Genomic DNA, 19431 nt, shown 5'->3' with positions numbered 1-19431 from the left:
TGGAATCACCTTGGGTCAAATTCAAGGCTCCTCGTAAAATTCTTCTTCGCAATGAGGTGAAATTGCGAATGCTGGAAAGATGATTGTACAACGCGCACTTCCCCTTACCTTAGCCCAATGAAAACAATAATTTCCATCGTACGGGCCGGCCGGCGTGGCGTCCTTCCCTTGCTCCTTGTCCTGATCATTTGCACCTGCGGCCGCGCCCAGCAAGCTACGCCCCGCAGCAGTACGCCCGGAGATGCCGGTGGTAAGACGCTTTACCAACGCACGCTGGAATCGCTCGATGTTTTTGAAGAATTTCTGGCCCTGCCCAACGACGCCCGCGTGGAAGGGCAAATCGAACCCAACCTGCAGTGGGTAGAAAAAGCCTTCGCCCAACGCGGCTTCGTCGGCAAGCGACTGAAAAACGCTGGACTGGATCTCCTGCTCTTCCACTACCAGGCCGCTACGCCCCAAGCCGAGACGGTACTCTTTTACGGCCACGTCGATGGGCAGGCCGTGGACGTGAGCAAGTGGGTGCTCGCCCCGCCTTTTCAACCGGTGTACGGCCGAATGGACAGCCGCGCCGACGGCATCATCGAATACACCCGCGTGGCCACCCGCCCCACTGCGCCGGAGACAACCGACGTGCGCCTGTTTGCCCGCTCCAGCTCCGACGCCAAAGCCCCCATCCTGCTCTTTTTGGTGGCCTGGGATCACCTCATCGCCAGCGGCAAACGGCCCAATTATCACGTAAAATTCATCGTCGACCCCATGGAAGAGGCCGGCAGCCCCGACCTGCCCGGGGCCGTCGAAACCCACCGCGCGGACCTCGCCGCAGACCACCTGATCATTCTGGACGGGCCGGTACACGCCATCAACGCCCCCACCATCGTCGGTGGAGCGCGGGGCATTGCTTCGGCCCGCCTTACGGTTTACGGCCCCAAGCTTTCCCAGCACAGCGGCCACTACGGCAACTACGCCCCCAACCCCGCCCTGCGCCTGGCGCAACTCCTGGCCTCCATGAAAAACGAAGCGGGCCGCGTGACCATCCCCGGCTTTTACGATGGCATCACGCTAGACGACGCCACCCGGCGGCAACTCGCCAGCGTCCCCGACGATGCCGACGAAATCCACCGCCGCATCGGTTTCCGTACGCCCGATGGCGTGGGCGAAAATCTCCAGGAAGCCCTGCAATACCCCAGCCTCAACATCAAAGGCATCCAGAGCGGCTGGGTAGGCGCCGCCGCCCGGACCATCATCCCCGCCACGGCGGTAGCCAATCTCGACCTCCGCCTCGTCCAGGAATCCGACGGCGACCGGCTCCTGGAACTCATCCGCAAACACCTCGAAGCCCAGGGCTATTACCTCATTCCCGAAGGCCGTGAACCCACCGACGAAGAACGCGCCCGCCATCCCCGTCTGGCCAGTTTTGCTGGCACCACCAGCTACGGAGCCTTCCGGACCGACCTCAACGGGCCCACCGTACAGTGGCTGCGCAGTGCCCTCCACCGGACTTTCCAGCGCGAGCCCATCCTGATCCGCACCATGGGCGGCTCGGTACCCATCGCCCCTTTCGTTACGATACTGGACGCTCCTGCCGTGGTGTTGCCCCTGGTGAACCCCGACAATAACCAGCATAGCCCCAACGAAAACATCCTGCTGAAAAATTACTTCAGCGGTGCTGAAACGCTCTACGGCGTACTGGCGGAGGAATTGCCCGGTCGGTAGTGGACGGTATATCTTAGGGGGTTGCTTGGTAAGGGGTTGAGTGCCCCCCTCCGGCGAACATTCGAATATGTTCGAAAGTACGAGCCAAACGCAACAGCCCCCCGAACATTCGAACATGTTCGAAAGTACGAGCCCAGCGCAAAGGGAGCCGCACCCAAATAACGAATTGATTTCCTAAATATCTCCCCTACAGCGCCCTACAAGCGACCTCCAGCCAGGCCAGTTCGTCGCCTTCCAACAGAGGCCCTACTTCGGCCAAAACGCGGGAATGGTAGGCATTGAGCCAGTCCAACTGCTGGGCCGTGAGCATTTCCCGCACGATCAGGCTTTGGTCGATGGGAAACAGCGTCAGCGTCTCAAATTCGAGCCAGCCCTCCACGGCAGCCGGGACTACCGCCACCAGGTTTTCCACCCGCAGCCCGTAAGCGCCCGTACGGTAGAAGCCCGGCTCGTTGCTCAATACCATGCCCGGTTCCAGGGGATACTGGGTGTTGGGCGACTTGGGTTGTTGGCTGATGCTGGCGGGACCTTCGTGGACGTTGAGGAAAAAGCCGACGCCGTGGCCGGTGCCGTGGCCGTAGTCCTGGTGTACCTGCCAAAGGGGTTGCCGCGCCAGGATGTCGAGCTGGGCCCCCGAAGTGCCCCGGGGGAAGCGGGCCATGGCCAGATCAATGTGTCCCTGCAAAACGAGGGTAAAATCGCGGCGCATCTCCCCGGTGGTTGGCCCCAGAGCTACCGTGCGGGTGATGTCGGTGGTGCCACTCAGGTACTGTCCCCCGGAATCGAGCAGGAGGATTCCCGTAGCTTCCAGCGTGGCCGAGCCGATGGCCGGGGCGTGGTAATGCACGATGGCCCCGTTGCCGCCGTAGCCGACGATGGCGTTGAAGCTGTCGCTTACGTAATGCGGCTGTTCGGCACGCAGGCTGGTGAGGTGTCGGGCAACGCCATCTTCATCGACCCCCTCGGCCACGGCCCCGGGGAGCCAACGAAAAAGGCGCAGCAGGGCTACGGCGTCGTGGCGCATGGTTTGCCGCAGGTGATCCAGGGCCACCTCGTTTTTGATGGCCTTCCAGCCGGGGATGGGGCTGGGAATCGTTTCCGCGCGGTCTTCGCCAGCGTGGAGGTAGAGGCGGGCGGAACAGGTGGCGGCGTCCAATCCGACGTCGGCATCCAGGGCATTGATGCGGCGCAGGTAGCTGCTGATCTTGTCGTAATCGTACACTTCCAGCTGGTGGCCGGCGGGGGGAGCTTCCGTCCAGGCCGTAAAGCCGGGGCGGGGGGCAGCGAACAGCGCATGGTCTCCGCCGCTGCCTACCACGAGATAGGCTACGCAGAGGGGGTTAAAGTCAATGTCGCTGCCCCGCAGGTTCAGCAGCCATGCAATCTCATCCAGGGCAGTAACAACGTAGTAGCCCAGGTCTTTCCCCCGGACCCATTCCGTCATCCTGGTGAGGCGGACTTGCCAGGTTTCCCCGCTGAATGCGGCGGCGTGCTCGAATACTGGTCGGCTGGGTACGGCGGGGCGGGCGAGCCAGATACGCTGAAAAAGGTCGTCGTCCAGAAGCAAGTGCAGGTCCTTCTTGGCCAGCGCGTCGCGCATCCGCCGGGCGGTGTTTACGCTGATGACGCGGCCGTCAGCCCCCACGTTTTGTCCGGCCAACAGGGTCGACCCCAGCCAGTCTTCAATCGATACGGCGTTGGGCACCCGCTCGGGCATGATGCTGATGCCACTGCCCGCCAGTTCGGTCTCGGCCTGGATGAAGTAGCGGCTGTCCGTCCACAATCGGGCTTCGTGGAGCGTGACCACCAGCGTCCCGGAGGAGCCCGTGAAGCCCGAGGTCCACTCCCGGGCGGCCCAGCGCGGGGCCGGGTATTCACTCTGGTGAGGGTCCGTGGAAGGAACGATGTAGGCATCGAGCTGGCTCTCCAGCATGGCCCGGCGGAGGGCGGCGATTTTGTCGGTTACGGTCATCCGCGAAAGGTAGAAAAAATAGCTTAAGCAAGCTACCCACCGTTGAGCAAATCGCGGCCGTAGTAGACAAACCAGAGGGTAGCCATAAGCATCGTACCGATGACGAGCCCCCGCAGGCTCCGGTTGTGGTAGCGGCGGCGGAAGTAATTCATGGGCAGCACGTTGAGGCAAATCGCCATCAGGGCCACCGTACGCGGCTGGAACACAATATTACGCTCGGCCAGGCCCGAGGCCCATTCCACCCCCTGGATCAGCAGCGCGTAGGCGATGAAAGAAATCACCACAGAGGTGAGCAGTCCGACTAAAAGATGGTCGTATTTTGATACCATGGGTATTGCTTAGGAGGTGGTAGGCGTTTGGTGCAGCCCACTACTATAACGCGCCAAGGTCACTCAACGTATTCCTGGCGCTTGATGAGGAAAACCCATTCGCTATCGGGGGTGTCTTCCACGCGGTAGCCGTAGTCGTAGCAAAAGTGGTAGAGGGTATCGTTGCGCGTCCGGTATTCATTGGTGAAATAGCGGAATTTAAAGCCGCGGTCAATCAGGCGTTCGCGGCGGACGTTGGCCTTGCCTTCGGGGTTAAGCTCGGCCAGCACGTTGCGGTTGTGGCGCAGGATATTGTTGACGTTGCGTTGAAAAGCCGTGTCTTCGGCGTTCAGCCGGTTGTGGTGGGCGGCGCGGCAGGGCGAAGAGCAAAATTTTTTATCGGAGCGGCCGGTGTATTCATCGCCGCATTCAGGGCAGGTCCTTTTCATTGGGCTAAGATAAGTTTTTCCCCGGAGTCACGCTAGCGGGTGTAACAGACAAGTTGCCCGCAGCCTCTAAAAAAACATTGGGCGCGGACGCAGGTGCCAGGGAAGGGACAAAGTAGCAAGGTAAGGCTACCCCGCTCCGGCGGCAGCCTCCACGAAGCGGGCCTCGTTGACCAGCATAAAATTGCCCCCAGAGTCAAACAGCGCACTCTTTGGAAAGGCCGGCCCGAAAACGTCCTCGAAGTAGGCCCGGGCCTGCCGCTTGTGCAGCAGGGTATCGGCCAAACGGTTGTAGATGATGGCACCGCCGGGGGCCAGGCTTTCCTTTAGCAGGTCGAGAAAATCTGTCCCGCCCAGGTGTTCAGGAACGGTCGCGTCCTGGAAAACATCGACGCAGATGAGGTCGTAACGCCGGTCGTCAAGCTGCAAAAAGGCGTAGGCATCGGCGTGGTGAATTTCCAGGGGTACGTCGAGCGCCGGCAGGCTGTACTCCGCAGCCAATTCAATGATGACGGGGTCGATCTCTACGGCGACGTAGGCGTAGGCCAGCCCGTGCCTGAGGGCCAGCAACTCGGGGATGCTGCCCAGGCCCAGACCCAGTACGAGGACCGACGCCCGCTCGGGCAACTGCCCAAAATCGAAGACTTCGAAGACCTTGCGAAAGTTCAGGTAATAATCCCCGAAACTGTAAATCGCCTCCTCCGCCACCAGCTGAAGGCGGCCATGAACCAAACTCACCTGCAAAAAAGCATTGTAGTCAGACGCCGTTGTTTCCAGCACCTGCTCCCAGAGGTAGCTCAGCCAATAGCGATAGCGGGGGATTTTTGATGTCAGATGTTTGATGTCAGATGTTTGATGTCAGATGTTGGATGTCAGATGTTGGATGTCAGATGTTGGATGTCAGATGTTGGATGTCAGATGTTGGATGTCAGATTTTGGAGGCGGAAAAGCCTTGATGGTGCGCTAGCCTACGGCATTTCGCTTTTTAACCATTCCCCCGTAGACGTCGTTGATGCTGCTCATGGTGATGAAGGCCTTGGGGTCGCGGTGGCGGACAACGGTGGTGAGCTTGTGGATTTCCAGGCGGGTAACGACTACGTAGAGCAGGTCAAGCTCTTTCAATTCCCCGCGGGCTCCGAAGCCACCCTGTCCGTTGATGATCGTCACACCGCAGCCTACTTCTTCGATGAGGGCAATGCGGATGTCTTCACTCTGCGGACTGATGATGGTAACCCCGGTATATTCCTCCACGCCGTCTACGATGAAGTCCAGTGCCTTGGAGGCCACAATATAGGTCAGTAAGGAATAGAGCGACTGTTCAATGGAAAGCAGCATGGCGGCAACGGAGAAAATGGCGACGTTGATGATGATGACCCAGTCGCTCACCTTGGCCCCCAGCCGGCGGCTCAGGAAAATGGCCAGCACCTCCGTTCCGTCCAGCACACTGCCACCCCGCATGGAAAGCCCGATGCCCGCCCCCAGGAAAAATCCCCCGAAGACGGATACCAGCAGTTTATCCTGCGTAAGCTGCGGGAAGTGCACGAAGAGGATCACCGCCGCCAACAGCGCAATGGCCAGCCCCGTCTTGAGCGCAAAACGCGGGCCCACCACCGAATTGGCCAGCACCAGAAAAGGGATATTGACAACGACCAGAAGCACCGGCAAGGGCCAGCCCGTCACCCCGGTAATCAACAGGCAAATGCCCGTCACCCCACCATCGATGAAGGCATTCGGCAGCAAAAAGCCCTCCAGGCTGAAAGCGGCGCAGAGCACCCCCACAATGATGAAGAAGGCGTCCGTCAGGGAAGTACGTAAGGTTTGGGGAGTGGGCATGGGCCAGAACTTGGGAATGGAAAATCGAAGAAATAAGGAGAATTGCGCAGGGGAGGGCCGAGAGACCAGCACCCGCCACCGGACCGGAGAAAGCCCAAAATACCACCGCTCCGCCGTACGCCCACCCTATCCAAGGGCGCGGATGGCCTCTTTGAGCTGTTTTTCTTTGATTTGGCTGCGCCAGTACTCGGCCTTCGCTTCGCCTTTGTGGATGATGATGGCCTGCGGACTGCGGTGGGCGATCCCCAGCCGTTCGGCAATCTCGATTTTCAGGGCTTCGGTGTATTGCACAACGATGCCGTACACCTCCAGCGCGTCTTTGGCGTGGGCCACTTCCAACTGCGCAACGGCGCTGAAGGGGCAGCTGGCGCTGTGCTTGAACAAAACGATGGCTTGCTCGTGGCTGGCGGCCAGGGCGGCGTCAAAATCTGCCGTGTTGTGCATGATGTGGAACATGGGAAAAGCCGGGGGTTTCCCAATCCAACGCCTTGGTGGGGGGATGGTTCTTTGGCGCTTCCGCACCTTGCTTCTGCAACTTTCTGGAGCACCTGCGGCCGCGCCCACCGCAAAATATTGGCCAACAAAAAAAGCCAACAAACGAACGCGCGGCCCGTTGGTACGGACCGCGCGTTGAGAAGCCGGATTAGCAGATGGTGGGTATTCTCATCTTCGTGAACGATCCGGAGAGAATAAATACTCGCAATACTCTCATGAGATAATGACCCCCACCGGAGCGAGGCTGTCGAAAACATGGCCTATCGGGCCGGTCCAAGGTATTTTCCTGAGATTGTCTGTCACGCAAAGTTAAGCGGAGAAATGGTGCGTACAACAGGGCACCATAACCGTCTACGGAGCGGCGGTTTTGGCAGACTGAACGGTCAGCGCACCCCGCCGGAAGGGGTTTGCTGGTCGGGAACGGTAGGGCTTAAAACTGCTCCAGTTGCTGGTTCTTTACGGGTCCGGTACGCGGCTGGCCGGGCGTTTGTGGCGGTTGGAGGGCACCTTCGAGCGCTTTGAGGCGATCGAGGGCGGCGTAATTGGTCAGGTCGTGGTGGCTGGGTACGAGGGAGACGTAGCCCGATTGCAGGGCCAGGGCGTCGGTATCCAGGCGTTCGTCTTCGTTGACGAAGCGGCCGGTCAGCCAGTAATAGGGCCGGCCGCGGGGGTCTTCGCCGCGCTGGTACTCCTCCACCCACCGGGCTTCGGCCTGCCGGCATACCTTCAGGCCCTTGATTTGCCCCTCCTCCAGCTTGGGGATGTTGACGTTGAAGAGGCTGCCGGCCTCCATGCCGTTCTGCAAAACGTGTTGGATGAGCTGATGGACGTAGGGGCGGCAGGGCGTAAAGTCGGCATCGGCCCGGTAATCCAGAAAACTGAAGCCGATGCTGGGGATGCCCTCCAGGCTCGCCTCCATGGCCGCCGAAAGGGTGCCGGAATAGAGGATGTTGATCGCCGCGTTGCTGCCGTGATTGATGCCCGAAACGCAGAGGTCGGGCTTGCGGCCGTGCAGCAAAACGCTCTTGGCAATTTTCACGCAGTCCACCGGCGTTCCGCTGCATTCGTAAGACTCTACCTTAGGCCCGAAGACGTCGCTTTCGCGCACAAAAACGGGCCGCTCGATGGTGATGGCGTGGCCCTGGGCCGATTGCGGGCTATCGGGTGCGACCACCAGCACGTCGCCGTACTCCCGGGCAATGCTGACTAATTCGCGGATGCCATTGGCAGTAATGCCGTCGTCGTTGGTTACCAGTATGAGGGGCATGGGCTAAGATTTTGGGGTGCGCGGGCAAAGCTAAGGCAGATTGCCCGGCTCCGGGGCTTAAAATGACGGCAACTTCCCGTACTTTCCGCTGGCTGCGTACATTTAGGCCATGGCAAAAAAGTCGAAAAAACCGCAAGTGGCCGCCGCGCCCCCGTCCCCTGCCGCGCCTGCGGCGCTGCCCTGGTTCCTTCGCCTGCGGGTACAGTTGGGAGGACTTTTCCTGCTGGCGTGCCTGCTCTACGTCAATACGCTGGGCCACGATTTCGCTTTGGACGATGCGATTGTGATTACCGATAATGTGATTGTCCAAAAGGGTATTGCCGGATGGCCGGAATTGTTCAGTTACGATACCTTTTATGGCTTTTTTCAGGACGAAAGCAAGGCCAGCCTCGTGGCAGGCGGGCGCTACCGGCCCCTGACGCTGGCCCTTTTTGCGGTGGAGCGGCAGCTGAGTGAAGGGCCGTTTTTGCACCATCTGCTCAACGTGCTCTGGTACGGTGGCCTCACGCTGGTTATTTTTCTTTTCCTGCGGGACCTGGCGCGCACGCGTCCGGCTTTGCCCTGGTGGTTTGCGTTGGCGACGGCGGCCTTGTTTGCCGCGCATCCGCTGCATACCGAGGTGGTGGCCAACATCAAGGGGCGCGACGAAATCCTGGCCCTGCTCGGGGCCGTCGGCGCAACGTTGCTGGTGTGGCGGGCGGCGGAACGGGAATGGTTTTGGGGCGCGGTCGCAGGTGCCGGGTTGTTCTTTCTCGGATGCCTGGCTAAGGAGAATGCGATTACCTTTCTCGCCGTCATTCCTCCGGTGCTGTTGTTGTTCAGGGAGCAGGGGAAGACGGGGCTGGGCCGGCTCCGTTACTATTTGCCGACGGTGGTAGCCGCCGCAGTTTTTCTGGCAATCCGCAGTGCCGTGATCGGTTTTTCCCTCGGCGAGCCCGTTATGGAGCTCCTCAACAATCCTTTTCTGGAGCTGAAGAATGGCAACTGGGTGGCCCTTTCGGGGGCGGACCGCCTGGCCACGGTCATGCATACACTGTGGGAGTACCTGCGTTTGCTGTTTGTTCCTACCGGCCTGGTGCACGATTACTACCCCCGGGCGGTGCCGGTGCAAAGCTGGGGGGCGCTGACGCCCTGGCTGGGTTTGCTGCTGCACCTGGGCCTGGCGGGCTACGCGCTGTTGCGCTGGCGGCAGCGACCGATGGTGGCGCTGGGCATCCTGATCTACCTGGCCTCGCTGTCCATCGTCAGCAACGTCTTTTTTAGTGTGGGCACGAACATGTCCGAACGTTTCCTTTTCATGCCCTCGTTGGGCTGGGCGGTGGCGCTGACGGCCGGGTTGGCGGCGCTGAGCGAGCGTTGTGGCCGGGGGCTGGCTTGGGTGATTCCCGGTCTGGTGCTCCTCTTCGGGGTGGCCACGCTGGTACGCAACCCCGTGTGGAAAGACAACTTTACCCTTTTTACCACCGATGTGTTGCGGCAGCCCAACAGTGCCAAGTTGCGCAACGCGGCGGGGGGAGTCCGGATCGACCGCTACCAGCAACTGCCGGCCAGCAGCCAGGCCGCCAACCAGGGCCTTCTCACCGCCGCGCGCGAAGACCTCAACGCCGCCCTGGCCATCCACCCTACCTACCTGAACGCCTACCTGCTGCGGGGCAACGCCAATTTGCTGCTGAAAGACTACGATGCGGCCATTGCCGACTACGAGCGGGTGCTGGCCATCAACGTCGATTACCAAGCGGCGCAGGATAACCTGCTGATCGCGCTCGTCTCCGCTGGCCGCAACGCCGGCGAGGAACGCGGCGACCTGGCCGCCGCCTTCTCCTACCTCGGCCGGGCGGAGCAACTGGCTCCTAACGACTACGAAACCCTCCGCCTGCTGGGCGTGGCCAACGGCGTTTCTGGCCGCAACGACCTAGCGGTGAGCTACTTCGGCCGCGCCGCCCAGGTCCAGCCCGCTAATGCCGACGCCCTGTGGAATTACGGCACCGCACTCTACAACGCCGGGCAGATCGAAGCGGCCCAGCAACAGTTTCAGGCCGCCGAAGTAATCAAGCCCGGCATCCGGGCGGAGCGATTGGGTGGGCAGTAATATTGCCGCCAACCACGGTCAAAAATCGCTGGCGTCGACAACCTATAAACGGCTACGGGTGTTTTCGTAGATCATTATTTACTACGGCCAAAAACACTTACCATGCCTACGTTGAATGCCATTGGGTTAGAACAAGACAAAGCCATTGAACTGGCCGAGAAGTTGAATGTTTTGCTGGCCAATTACTCCCTTTTTTATCAGAACACCCGGGGCTTTCATTGGAACATCAAAGGGGAAAAATTCTTTGAACTGCACGTAAAGTTTGAGGAATTGTACAACGACCTTTTGCTCAAGATCGATGAAATTGCGGAGCGTATTCTGACCCTGGGCCAAACCCCTGCGCACAACTACTCGGATTACGTACAACTGGCGTCCATCCAGGAAAGTGCCAAACAATCGGATGGGATGCTGGCGGTGAGGGCCATACTGGATAGCTTCCAAACCGTCATCGTCATGCAAAGGGAAGTGCTTCAACTGGCAAGCGAGGCGGGCGACGAGGGCACAAATGCCCTGATGAGCGACTACATCCGTACACAGGAAAAAATGGTTTGGATGTATTCTGCTTTTCTCAAAAGCTGAGCTTAGCGCCTGTCTAAATTTCCTGGGGTTTACTGCGCAGTGCTTCCCCCCAGCAAGCGCCAGGGTTTTGGAAGTAGAACAAGGGGGGTAGGCTGGTCAGTATCCACGCCCAACGGGCATTTAGCTTAAAAATCCTACCTTTGGTAAGGTGCCCGGACTAATGCGCCGCAAAATCCCCTCAACCAATGAAAAAGCCGTTACTGTTCTTCTTAAACCCATTTTTGCTCCTTTTACCCTTAGGACTGGTGAACGGGTGGCCGGTGGAGGCAGCCCCCACGCAGGTAGATACGGTCCGCCCAAGCAGCAGCACGACGACTTTTGACCGATTGGTGTGGTCGGACGAATTTGAAGGTACGGGAGCAATTGATACCAGCAAATGGTTTCATCAGACGCGCCTGCCCGATGGTGGCAGTTGGTACAACGGAGAGATCCAACATTATACGGACCGGACGGACAACTCCTTTCTCGAAAACGGCCTGATGACCATCCGGGCCCAGCGCGAGACCTACACCAACCAGGGCCATACCAAGCAATTCACCTCGGCGCGTCTGAACTCGAGGTTTGCCTTTACCTATGGCCGCGTGGAGGTCAGGGCCAAACTGCCCAGGGGGATAGGTACCTGGCCGGCCATCTGGACGCTAGGGAAAAACATCACCGAAACGGGTGCCTACTGGCAGACCCAAGGCTTCGGCACCACGGGCTGGCCGGCGTGCGGCGAAATTGACATCATGGAGCACTGGGGAAACAACCAGAATTTTGTGCAAAGTGCCATCCATACTCCCTCAAGCTTTGGCAATACCGTCAACCACGGCGGACGCAGCATCCCTACTGTTTCCAACGAATTTCACGTCTATGCACTGGAGTGGACGGCCGAACAACTGGTCTTCAGCGTTGACGACGTAGTACACTACACCTACCGGCCTGCGGTGCGCAACGCCAGCACCTGGCCTTTCCACGCCGAGCAATACCTCCTGCTCAATTTTGCCATCCAGCCCAGCATCGAGAGCAGCTTCCAGAGCGGTGATTTGGTATTCGATTACGTCCGTGTTTTCCAGGAAGGCACGGTAGCGACAACGCCGATAGACGCCGCCTCTGGCATCCGCATATTCCCCAGTCCTTTCCGGGAAACGCTGAGTGGATCCATCGATTTTCAATTCCCTTTGCCGGCCAAAGCCAGTCTTTACAACGTCAGCGGTGAGTTGGTAGGGACCTACCGGGTGGAGTCCAATGACTTCACTTTGTCTTCGCTGGGGCACCTGCCGGGTGGCGTTTATTCCCTTCACCTGCAACTGGGGAACCGCAATTACAGTGTGCAGGTGGTTAAGGAGTAAGGCTGGCCTTTTTCATTCCTTGCTCTTTCAAACGACGGGCACAGCACCTGCGGCCGCGCCATCTTTATCCGTCCAGTAGTCGATAGTTCATCGTGCAGTTGCTGCCTGGTGCACGATCAACTATGAATTGGCAAACTCCCTACCTTGCAGCAATGAAAACCCCTCGTTACTTCCAACGTTCCCAGGCCCGGAACTCCGCCACGCCCCCCGGGCTGGATCGCCCCGTGGACGACATCATCGGGATGCGCCTCAACAAATACATTGCCCACAGCGGCGTGGCCAGCCGCCGGCAGGCGGGCGACCTGGTGAAGGCCGGCAAAGTAAAGGTAAACGGGCGGGTGGAGTCCAACCCTGCCTACCAGATCCAGGCGGGCGATGAAGTCAGTGTAGGCAACAAAACAGTGCGGCCCGACGAACGCTTCGTCTACATCCTGCTCAACAAGCCCCGCAACGTGATTACGACGACGAGCGACGAGCAGGACCGCACGACGGTGATGGACCTTCTGCGAGACCCTCAACTCACTCCCTACCGCCTTTTTCCCGTCGGGCGGCTCGACCGCGATACCACCGGCCTGCTCCTCATCACCAACGACGGAGACACCGCCAAACGCCTCACCCACCCCAGCCACCGCGTCAGCAAAATTTACCACGCTACCCTCGACCGCGACTTCGCCCTGAGCGACCTGGCCCGGCTGGAGATTGGCTTTGACCTGGACGACGGTCCCTTCAACGTCAGCTGGGCCCGGTTGGCCGACGAAGCCGACCCCAAAACGGTGGCCTTGCAGATCCACATTGGCCGCAACCGGATTGTCCGTCGCGCCTTTGAGCACCTGGGCTACACGGTGGAAAAACTCGACCGGGTGTACCTGGCCGGCCTGACCAAAAAAGACCTTCCCCGGGGCTTTTACCGCCACCTGACGGAAGAAGAGGTGCGGATGGTGCGCCACTTCAGTTGAAACGGCGCCCCATCCACTAGTGGGCCTACTTGGGTTGGATCAGGTGCACATCGCGCTGCGGGAAGGGAATGCTGATGCCTTCGCGATCAAAGGCCTTTTTGACGTTTTCCTGCATATAGAAAAAGGTATCCCAGTAGTGTTCGCTGTTGCAGAAGGGGCGGGTGGCGAGGTTGATGGAACTGTCTCCGTGTTCGGCCACGACGACGCCCTGGGCGGGATTTTCCAGGATCCAGGGGCATTCCTTGCCCACTGCCAGAATGACGGCGCGGGCCTTATCGATGCTGTCTCCGTAGCCGATGCCGTACTTCAGCTCAACGCCAATGATGCCCTGGCCGCTGATGTTGGTGATGATGTTGCTGGTGACGGTGCCGTTGGGGACGATGACGCGCTTGTTATCGAGCGTTGCCAAGACGGTGTTGAAGATTTGCAGTTCCTTGACCGTGCCGGTTTGTCCGCCGCCAATGGTTACGAGATCGCCCACTTTGTAAGGACGGAAAAAGAGGAGCATGATGCCGCTGGCGAAGTGCCCCAGCGTGCCCTGCAGGGCCAGGCCGACCGCAAAGGCCAGGGCCCCGAATACGGCGATGAAGCTGGCCGTTTCTACCCCTACCATGCCCGCAGCGGCAATGATGACCAGGATTTTCAGGCCGGTACTAACCAGCGAGCGGATGAAATTGATGATGGTTTGGTCTACGTCGCTGCGGCTCATTTGCCGGCCCACTACTTTGGTCAGCGCGTTGGCAATCCAGAAGCCGATGAACAAGACGAGGAGCGCACCCGCTGCTTTTACGGCGTAGGCAGTAACGAGCGCCCAGTGCTCGTCGGTAATAAAATTGAGGTCCATAAATAGTGCAAGTTTCCGTTTAATCGCCAGCCCCGGCGCGGGGCAGCGGTGGAAAAATAGCACCGTTGGGCGGAGATCTCAATGCCTGGCAGGGGAGGAATTTTAGTCGCCCCCAAAAAAGCACCTTTAAACACCCAATTCCTTCGGCGGAGGGGGTGCGGACTTGAGGTGGACGTCCATTTGCGGAAAGGGAATGCCGATGCCTGCGGCGTCAAAAGCCTTTTTTACGTGTTCGGTAAAGTGGAAAAAAACGGGCCAGTAATTGGCGTTATCGGTCCAGAAGCGCACGGCAAAATCCACGCTGCTGTCGTTGAGTTTTTTGACGAGGATGTCGTAGTTCATCTCCAGCAAAATGCCGGGGGTGGCGTTGATGACTTCGGCGATTACGGCGCGGGCCTTATCGATGTCGTCTCCGTAGCCGATGCCGAAGGTGAAGTCGGCACGCCGGAAGCCCTGGGCGGTCATGTTTTCGATGGCGTTGCCCATCACCTTGCCATTAGGGATGATGATCAGACGATTATCCAGGGTCGTGAGGATGGTGTGGAAAACCTGAATTTCTTTGACGGTGCCCGAGTAGCCGTCGGCGGTAACAAAATCCCCGACCCGGAAGGGCCGGAAGCTCAGTAGGAGGATGCCGCTGGCGAAGTGCCCGAGATTGCCCTGAAGGGCCAGCCCCACGGCCAGGGAAAGTGCGGAGAGGATGGCGATGAACGACGTCGTTTCCACCCCGAACATGCCAGCGATGGAAAGCACCAGCAAAATTTTGAGTCCGACGCTGAAAAAGCTGGTAAGAAAACCCGCCACGCTGATGTCAATCTGCCGCTTTTGGAGCAGGTGGCCAAGTTGGCGGGCCATCCATCCAATGAGCCAAAAGCCAACTACCAAGATGAAGACGCCCGCGAGAATTTTGGCGCCGATGACCAGCAGTACGGCCTCGTACTTGGTCCAGAATGCAGTAAAATCGAAGTCCATGGGATTTTTTACTTCATTCGCCTGGCAGATTAAGCACCAAACGAATGGATGAATATTAGCGGACGAAAGTCCTAACAAGCAATACTAACCGGAGCCGGCCTTGGAGGTTGGCATAAAATTTGTATTTTTACCCCACCCAACAACTACAAATTGTTTAATAAAGAGCAAAAGGTCGTTTACACCCACCCCCAGGCGCTGGAGGCGCTGCGGACTTTTTGCGCCTACCAGGACCGTTGCCACCAGGAGGCCCGGAACAAGCTTTACACGCTGGGCTACGGGGGGGAAGCCGGCGAAGCGGTTATTGCCGACCTGATCAGCGAAAAATTTCTGGACGAGGAGCGCTACGCCCGCAACTTCGCCCGGGGCAAGTTCCGGATGAAACGCTGGGGCCGGCAAAAAATCACCCAGGAACTGCGGCAGCGGGAAATTTCCCCCTACTGCATCAACAAGGCGCTTCAGGAAATATCGGACGAAGAATACCAGCAGGCGTTGGAAGAAGAGCTGCTCCGGCGCAACCGGAAAGAAAAGAAGGGACTCCACCCCTACCTGCGGCGGCGGAAGCTGGCGGACTACCTTTTTCAGCGGGGCTACGAGTCGGAACTGGCTTGGGAGGCGATTAATCGCTTAGGGCTCTAGTGCGTGAATGCGTGAATGCGTGACCGCCGTAGGCAGCAGCGCAGCTAGTGGGCTGCCGCACGGGATAGGCTGCCGCACTTGTACAATAGTTGAATAAATGAATAATCGAATAATCGACCGCCGTAGGCAGCAGCGCAGTTAATTGGCTGCCGCATGAGGCAGGCTATGGCACGGGACATACTGCCGCGCAGCGATTGGGTACCGCACGGGGTGGGCATGCAGGGAGATGCTATTCCTCCCAAAAATCCGATTTTGAAAACGTAATATTGTGAAAATATTTGATTATCAGCATTTTACACTAGGATTTGCCAATAGGGAAGTCAGCGAAAAATTATTTTGTTACACTTTTTATGCCCTGCTTCCACCGGCTTTTATTCACTCATTCGCTCATTCACGCATTCACTCATTAAGCTAATAGTCCGTCAACCGATACTTCCATTCCAGGCCCAGGTACGCCCGGCGGGTTGCGGAAAAGCCTACGGCGTTGAGGCCGAGGAGGAACCTATCCGTCAGGGAGTAGCTCAGGCCGCAGAGCAGGCGCAGATCGAGTACAAAAAAAGTGTAGGGATCGGGGGGCAGAGCGACGGGGTGTTCGATGCCGTAAGCGGGAAAGATTACGCTCCGTTCCAGTGCGTTCACCCGTTCCAAGTGGAACAAGGGTTGGATGCCCAGGTGGGGCTGCAGGCGACGGTGTTGGAACAGGTGGAATTTGAGGATGGCGGAGACGCCGTATTTGAGGTAATCGACCTTGCTGACGCGGTAGGCGAAATCATCGAAAGGGGCAGCGGGGTTTTCCAGTTCCGTATCGAGGCTCCCGCTGCTGAAGAACACGCCGCCGCCGAATTCCATTCCGCTCAGCAATTTCTTTTCCAGCTTCACCTGAAAGTTATAGCGCTGGGTGCGGCGGGCGGGGCGACCGGAAAAGTCGGTATCCTCCTGGAAAAAATACCGGAGGGTATCGTTGCCTGGCCGTACCAGGAGGATGGGCGGGGGCTGGGGCGTTTCGGGGTTGGGCAGAACCGGGGGATTCCGCAGAAAGAGGGAGTAGGTCTCCCGGCGCTCCGTTTCCAGCCCCAGCTCCACGGCAATGCTCACCCCGCGGTGGTAGGCTTCGGGCCCCCGTCTTTGGGCGGAGAGTGCGGTGGCAGAAAAAATGAGTAAGAGGCCAAGAAGGGTTCGCTGCATAGGTGGCTAACGAAAAAGCGCCGGGGGGCGGTGTGCTTTAACAGGTGGCAGGAGCTGGGGCGTTGCCGTTCGCCAATTTGCCAGGAAAGGTAAAATGCTACCTTTGCCCCATGGCCCAATCCCTTTCCATTCTGGTTGTCAGTGATTACCGCGATAGCTATCACGCTGTTCGTCCGGAGGGGCGCTGGTTTACGGGGCTGGTGAAGGACTACGGCTACCGCATTACGCTGATGACGCGGCGGGAAGGCGCCAACTACCTCGATGAATTAGAAGCGGGCGGCGTCCGCATCATCGATTGGCACCCGGCCAGCAAATTTGGCCGGGCCGACGCGGCGGGCATTCGGCAGGAGCTGGACCGGCAGCACTACGACGTTCTGCACCTTTTCAACAACAAAAGCATCGTGGCGGGCATCCGCGCGGCGAAGGGCTGGCCGGGCAAGGTCGTCACCTACCGGGGCTACACCGGCAACGTCCACTGGTGGGACCCTTCCGCCTATTTTCAGCACCTCAACCGGCGGGTAGACGCCATCATTTGCGTCAGCCAGGCGGTAAAAGACGCTTTCGATGCCCTACCCTTCTTCGATAAGGACAAGACCATCGTGGTAGGCAAGGGCCACGACCCCGCCTGGTACGCCGACATTGTTCCGGCGAACCTGGAGGAAGAATTCGGCATCGACCTTGCGCAGCTGACCGTCATCATCCTGGCCAACGCGCGGCGGATGAAGGGCATGGATTACCTGGGTACGGCCATCCGCCGCCTGCCGCCCGACCTGGGCCTGCACTTCCTCTTCGTGGGCCGGGGCCTGCAGACGCCGGAGCTGGAATCGGACCTGGCCGACAGCTACTACTCCCACAGCTACACTTTTGCTGGCTTCCGGACCGACGCGCTGCGCTTGTTGGCCGCCGCTGACGTCAGTCTGCTGCCCAGCGTGAAGGGCGAGGGATTGAGCAAAGTCTTGCTGGAGAGCATGTTCCTGGGCCGGCCGACGGTCATGACCGACATTGGCGGCAACCGGGGCCTGGGCATTGACGGCAAAACGGCCCTCATCATTCCCGCCCGGGACGAAGACGCCCTGCTGGCGGCCATGGTGCGCATTGCCGAGGAAGCCCCCCTGCGCGAAACCCTGGGGCCCGCAGGCAAGGCTTACGTCACTGAACACTTCCAGGCGGATAAAACGGTTAGGGATTTGCACGAGGCGTATCAGCGGGTTTGTGGTTTGGTTTAGGGGTTCAGTAGTTCATAGTTCATAGTTCATAGTTCAGTAGTTCATGGTTCATGGTTCGGTTGATTAGCTATCGATCAGGAACTATGAACTATCGACTAGAAACGATGAACTATCGACTGGGAACTACTAAACTGGAGACTGTTCATCTAAGTGTGTCTACATTCACACAACTTAGATTCGTGATTTATGGCAAAGAAAAGTAAAAATCCCACGCTGGAAGAGTTGTTCAGCGATCCTGAGCAGTTCCGGCAGATGCACGAGCAGCTTTACTCGCGTAAACCCCTACTAGAGCAAGGTAGCCCGTTTGCTCATCTGCTCCAGACGATGGTTAATGCCGCCCTGGACGGCGAGGTCCTAGGCCATGTTGCTGAGACGAGAGCCCAAGGGGAGGAGAACAAGCGTAACGGCTACACCGACAAGACGATTCTTTCCGAAGCTGGCCCCTTGTCGATCCGTACGCCGCGGGACCGGCAGGGGACCTTTGAGCCCCAGCTAGTACCCAAGCGAGAGCGAGAGCTATCGAGTGGTTTGGACACGCAGATACTAGCTCTGTATGCGCAGGGTAATTCGGTTGAGGACATTAAGCGGTTGCTCCAGACGATGTTTGGGGTGGACATTTCGGCGGGCAAGATATCGGCCATTACGGACCAGGTACTTCCAGTCATTCAAGAGTGGCGTAACCGCCGACTTTTAGAGTTCTATGCCGTAATTTACATGGATGCGATCCATTTCAAAGTCCGCCACGAGGGCAAGTACTCCAGCCGTGCGTTCTACACTGTTTACTCTGTTGACGGTCACGGTAATCGGGACCTATTGGGCATGTATATGTCTGAAAATGAGGGTGCTAACCAATGGGGACTGGTACTTGAGGACTTAAAGTTTCGTGGCGTCGAGGACGTTTTAGTCTTCTGCACGGATGACTTGACGGGCTTTAGTGAGGCGATGAATGATGTCTTCCCGGCCACGGTGGTCCAGAAGTGCCTGGTGCATAAGATGCGCAACACCACGCGCTTCGTAGATGACAAGGACATGAAGGCGGTGGTAAGAGGTTTGAAGGCGGTTTACAAGGCGGACACTCAGGAGGCAGCAGCAACAGCCCTAGAGGCTTTTGAGGTAGAGTGGGGTCACAAGTACAGCAGTATCGTCGTCAGTTGGCGTCGTGATTGGGATGAGCTGATGGCCTTCCTAGACTTCCCGATAGCCCTACGTCGAATGATCTATACGACCAACCCCGTGGAAGCCGTCCACCGAATCATCCGTAAACTCATCAAGGGCAAGGCTGCCTGGGCATCAGATACGGCCTTGATGAAGCAGGTGTACCTGAGCCTAATGCATAACGAGAAGTCGTGGCGCAAACAGGCGTATGGCTGGAAGGCCATCCAGCGCGATCTGGTTAAGCTGTATGGGGATCGGGTAACCAAGCACATGGGGCCAAGCTAAAAATGGCAGCGCGCGATCCGCGCCGCGCAGTCTCCGGCCTTCGGCCTCCGACTGTGCGGCGCGGATCGCGCGCTCGTCGCAAGGCTACGCCTTGCGATAGAGTAATAACTAACCCAGACACACTTAATTGAACTATCCC

Annotated in this window: 18 protein-coding genes; 8 read left to right on the top strand and 10 right to left on the bottom strand. The window is 58.6% G+C overall.

Annotated features, from left to right (window positions below; all coding sequences use genetic code 11):
- Positions 1-117 precede the first annotated feature (117 nt).
- Positions 118-1713: a M20/M25/M40 family metallo-hydrolase gene (locus H9S92_RS18125; protein WP_187468114.1), complete on the top strand. Its 1596-nt coding sequence runs from the start codon at positions 118-120 to the stop codon at positions 1711-1713.
- Between the two features lie 187 nt (positions 1714-1900).
- Here the strand turns inward: H9S92_RS18125 and H9S92_RS18120 are convergent, their stop codons facing one another.
- From H9S92_RS18120 to surE, 7 genes are all read right to left on the bottom strand, one after another.
- On the bottom strand, positions 1901-3685 hold the full coding sequence (locus H9S92_RS18120; protein ID WP_187468113.1) for an aminopeptidase P family protein: 1785 nt from the start codon (positions 3683-3685) through the stop codon (positions 1901-1903).
- Between the two features lie 32 nt (positions 3686-3717).
- Positions 3718-4014 (bottom strand): hypothetical protein, encoded by a 297-nt coding sequence (locus H9S92_RS18115; protein ID WP_187468112.1) that lies wholly within the window; start codon positions 4012-4014, stop codon positions 3718-3720.
- 59 nt (positions 4015-4073) lie between these two features.
- The gene (locus tag H9S92_RS18110; protein WP_187468111.1) at positions 4074-4442 is read right to left on the bottom strand and encodes a hypothetical protein; all 369 of its coding nucleotides are present in this window, start codon (positions 4440-4442) and stop codon (positions 4074-4076) included.
- Between the two features lie 126 nt (positions 4443-4568).
- Positions 4569-5219 carry a spermidine synthase gene (locus tag H9S92_RS18105; RefSeq protein ID WP_187468110.1) on the bottom strand — a complete coding sequence of 217 codons (651 nt, stop codon included), beginning with the start codon at positions 5217-5219 and terminating at the stop codon, positions 4569-4571.
- 183 nt (positions 5220-5402) lie between these two features.
- Positions 5403-6272, bottom strand: coding sequence for a YitT family protein (locus tag H9S92_RS18100; protein ID WP_187468109.1), 870 nt, complete (start codon positions 6270-6272; stop codon positions 5403-5405).
- Positions 6273-6398: 126 nt separating this feature from the next.
- On the bottom strand, positions 6399-6728 hold the full coding sequence (locus H9S92_RS18095) for a monothiol bacilliredoxin BrxC family protein (RefSeq protein WP_187468108.1): 330 nt from the start codon (positions 6726-6728) through the stop codon (positions 6399-6401).
- A 469-nt stretch (positions 6729-7197) separates the two neighbouring features.
- Positions 7198-8034, bottom strand: a complete 837-nt coding sequence (surE, locus tag H9S92_RS18090; protein ID WP_187468107.1) for a 5'/3'-nucleotidase SurE — start codon at positions 8032-8034, stop codon at positions 7198-7200.
- Between the two features lie 109 nt (positions 8035-8143).
- On the opposite strand from surE, the gene H9S92_RS18085 reads away from it, so the two are divergent.
- From H9S92_RS18085 to H9S92_RS18070, 4 genes are all read left to right on the top strand, one after another.
- Positions 8144-10123, top strand: coding sequence for a tetratricopeptide repeat protein (locus H9S92_RS18085; RefSeq protein ID WP_187468106.1), 1980 nt, complete (start codon positions 8144-8146; stop codon positions 10121-10123).
- A gap of 102 nt (positions 10124-10225) precedes the next feature.
- Positions 10226-10702, top strand: a complete 477-nt coding sequence (locus tag H9S92_RS18080; protein ID WP_187468105.1) for a Dps family protein — start codon at positions 10226-10228, stop codon at positions 10700-10702.
- Positions 10703-10887: 185 nt separating this feature from the next.
- A complete protein-coding gene (locus H9S92_RS18075) occupies positions 10888-12033 on the top strand; it encodes a family 16 glycosylhydrolase (protein ID WP_187468104.1) in 1146 nt (381 codons plus the stop codon).
- Positions 12034-12185: 152 nt separating this feature from the next.
- Positions 12186-12989 (top strand): pseudouridine synthase, encoded by an 804-nt coding sequence (locus H9S92_RS18070; RefSeq protein ID WP_187468103.1) that lies wholly within the window; start codon positions 12186-12188, stop codon positions 12987-12989.
- A gap of 25 nt (positions 12990-13014) precedes the next feature.
- On the opposite strand, the gene H9S92_RS18065 is transcribed toward H9S92_RS18070, so the two are convergent.
- Together H9S92_RS18065 and H9S92_RS18060 are read right to left on the bottom strand one after the other, a co-directional pair.
- Positions 13015-13833 carry a mechanosensitive ion channel family protein gene (locus H9S92_RS18065; protein WP_187468102.1) on the bottom strand — a complete coding sequence of 273 codons (819 nt, stop codon included), beginning with the start codon at positions 13831-13833 and terminating at the stop codon, positions 13015-13017.
- Positions 13834-13959: 126 nt separating this feature from the next.
- Entirely contained in the window at positions 13960-14805 is an 846-nt protein-coding gene (locus tag H9S92_RS18060; protein ID WP_187468101.1) for a mechanosensitive ion channel family protein, read from the bottom strand.
- A gap of 150 nt (positions 14806-14955) precedes the next feature.
- Between H9S92_RS18060 and H9S92_RS18055 the strand changes: the two genes are divergently transcribed.
- A complete protein-coding gene (locus tag H9S92_RS18055; protein WP_187468100.1) occupies positions 14956-15441 on the top strand; it encodes a regulatory protein RecX in 486 nt (161 codons plus the stop codon).
- 411 nt (positions 15442-15852) lie between these two features.
- On the opposite strand, the gene H9S92_RS18050 is transcribed toward H9S92_RS18055, so the two are convergent.
- Entirely contained in the window at positions 15853-16626 is a 774-nt protein-coding gene (locus tag H9S92_RS18050) for a hypothetical protein (RefSeq protein ID WP_187468099.1), read from the bottom strand.
- A gap of 110 nt (positions 16627-16736) precedes the next feature.
- Between H9S92_RS18050 and H9S92_RS18045 the strand changes: the two genes are divergently transcribed.
- Complete coding sequence (locus tag H9S92_RS18045) at positions 16737-17852, top strand: glycosyltransferase family 4 protein (RefSeq protein ID WP_187468098.1); 1116 nt, start codon at positions 16737-16739, stop codon at positions 17850-17852.
- A gap of 186 nt (positions 17853-18038) precedes the next feature.
- Positions 18039-19292: an IS256 family transposase gene (locus H9S92_RS18040; protein WP_187465088.1), complete on the top strand. Its 1254-nt coding sequence runs from the start codon at positions 18039-18041 to the stop codon at positions 19290-19292.
- Positions 19293-19431: the final 139 nt, after the last annotated feature.

The sequence above is a fragment of the Neolewinella lacunae genome (assembly GCF_014349155.1).
GTDB classification, from domain to species: domain Bacteria; phylum Bacteroidota; class Bacteroidia; order Chitinophagales; family Saprospiraceae; genus Neolewinella; species Neolewinella lacunae.
The sequence above is the reverse complement of the archived record's forward strand: the minus strand, read 5'-3'. Positions and strand labels throughout refer to the sequence as shown.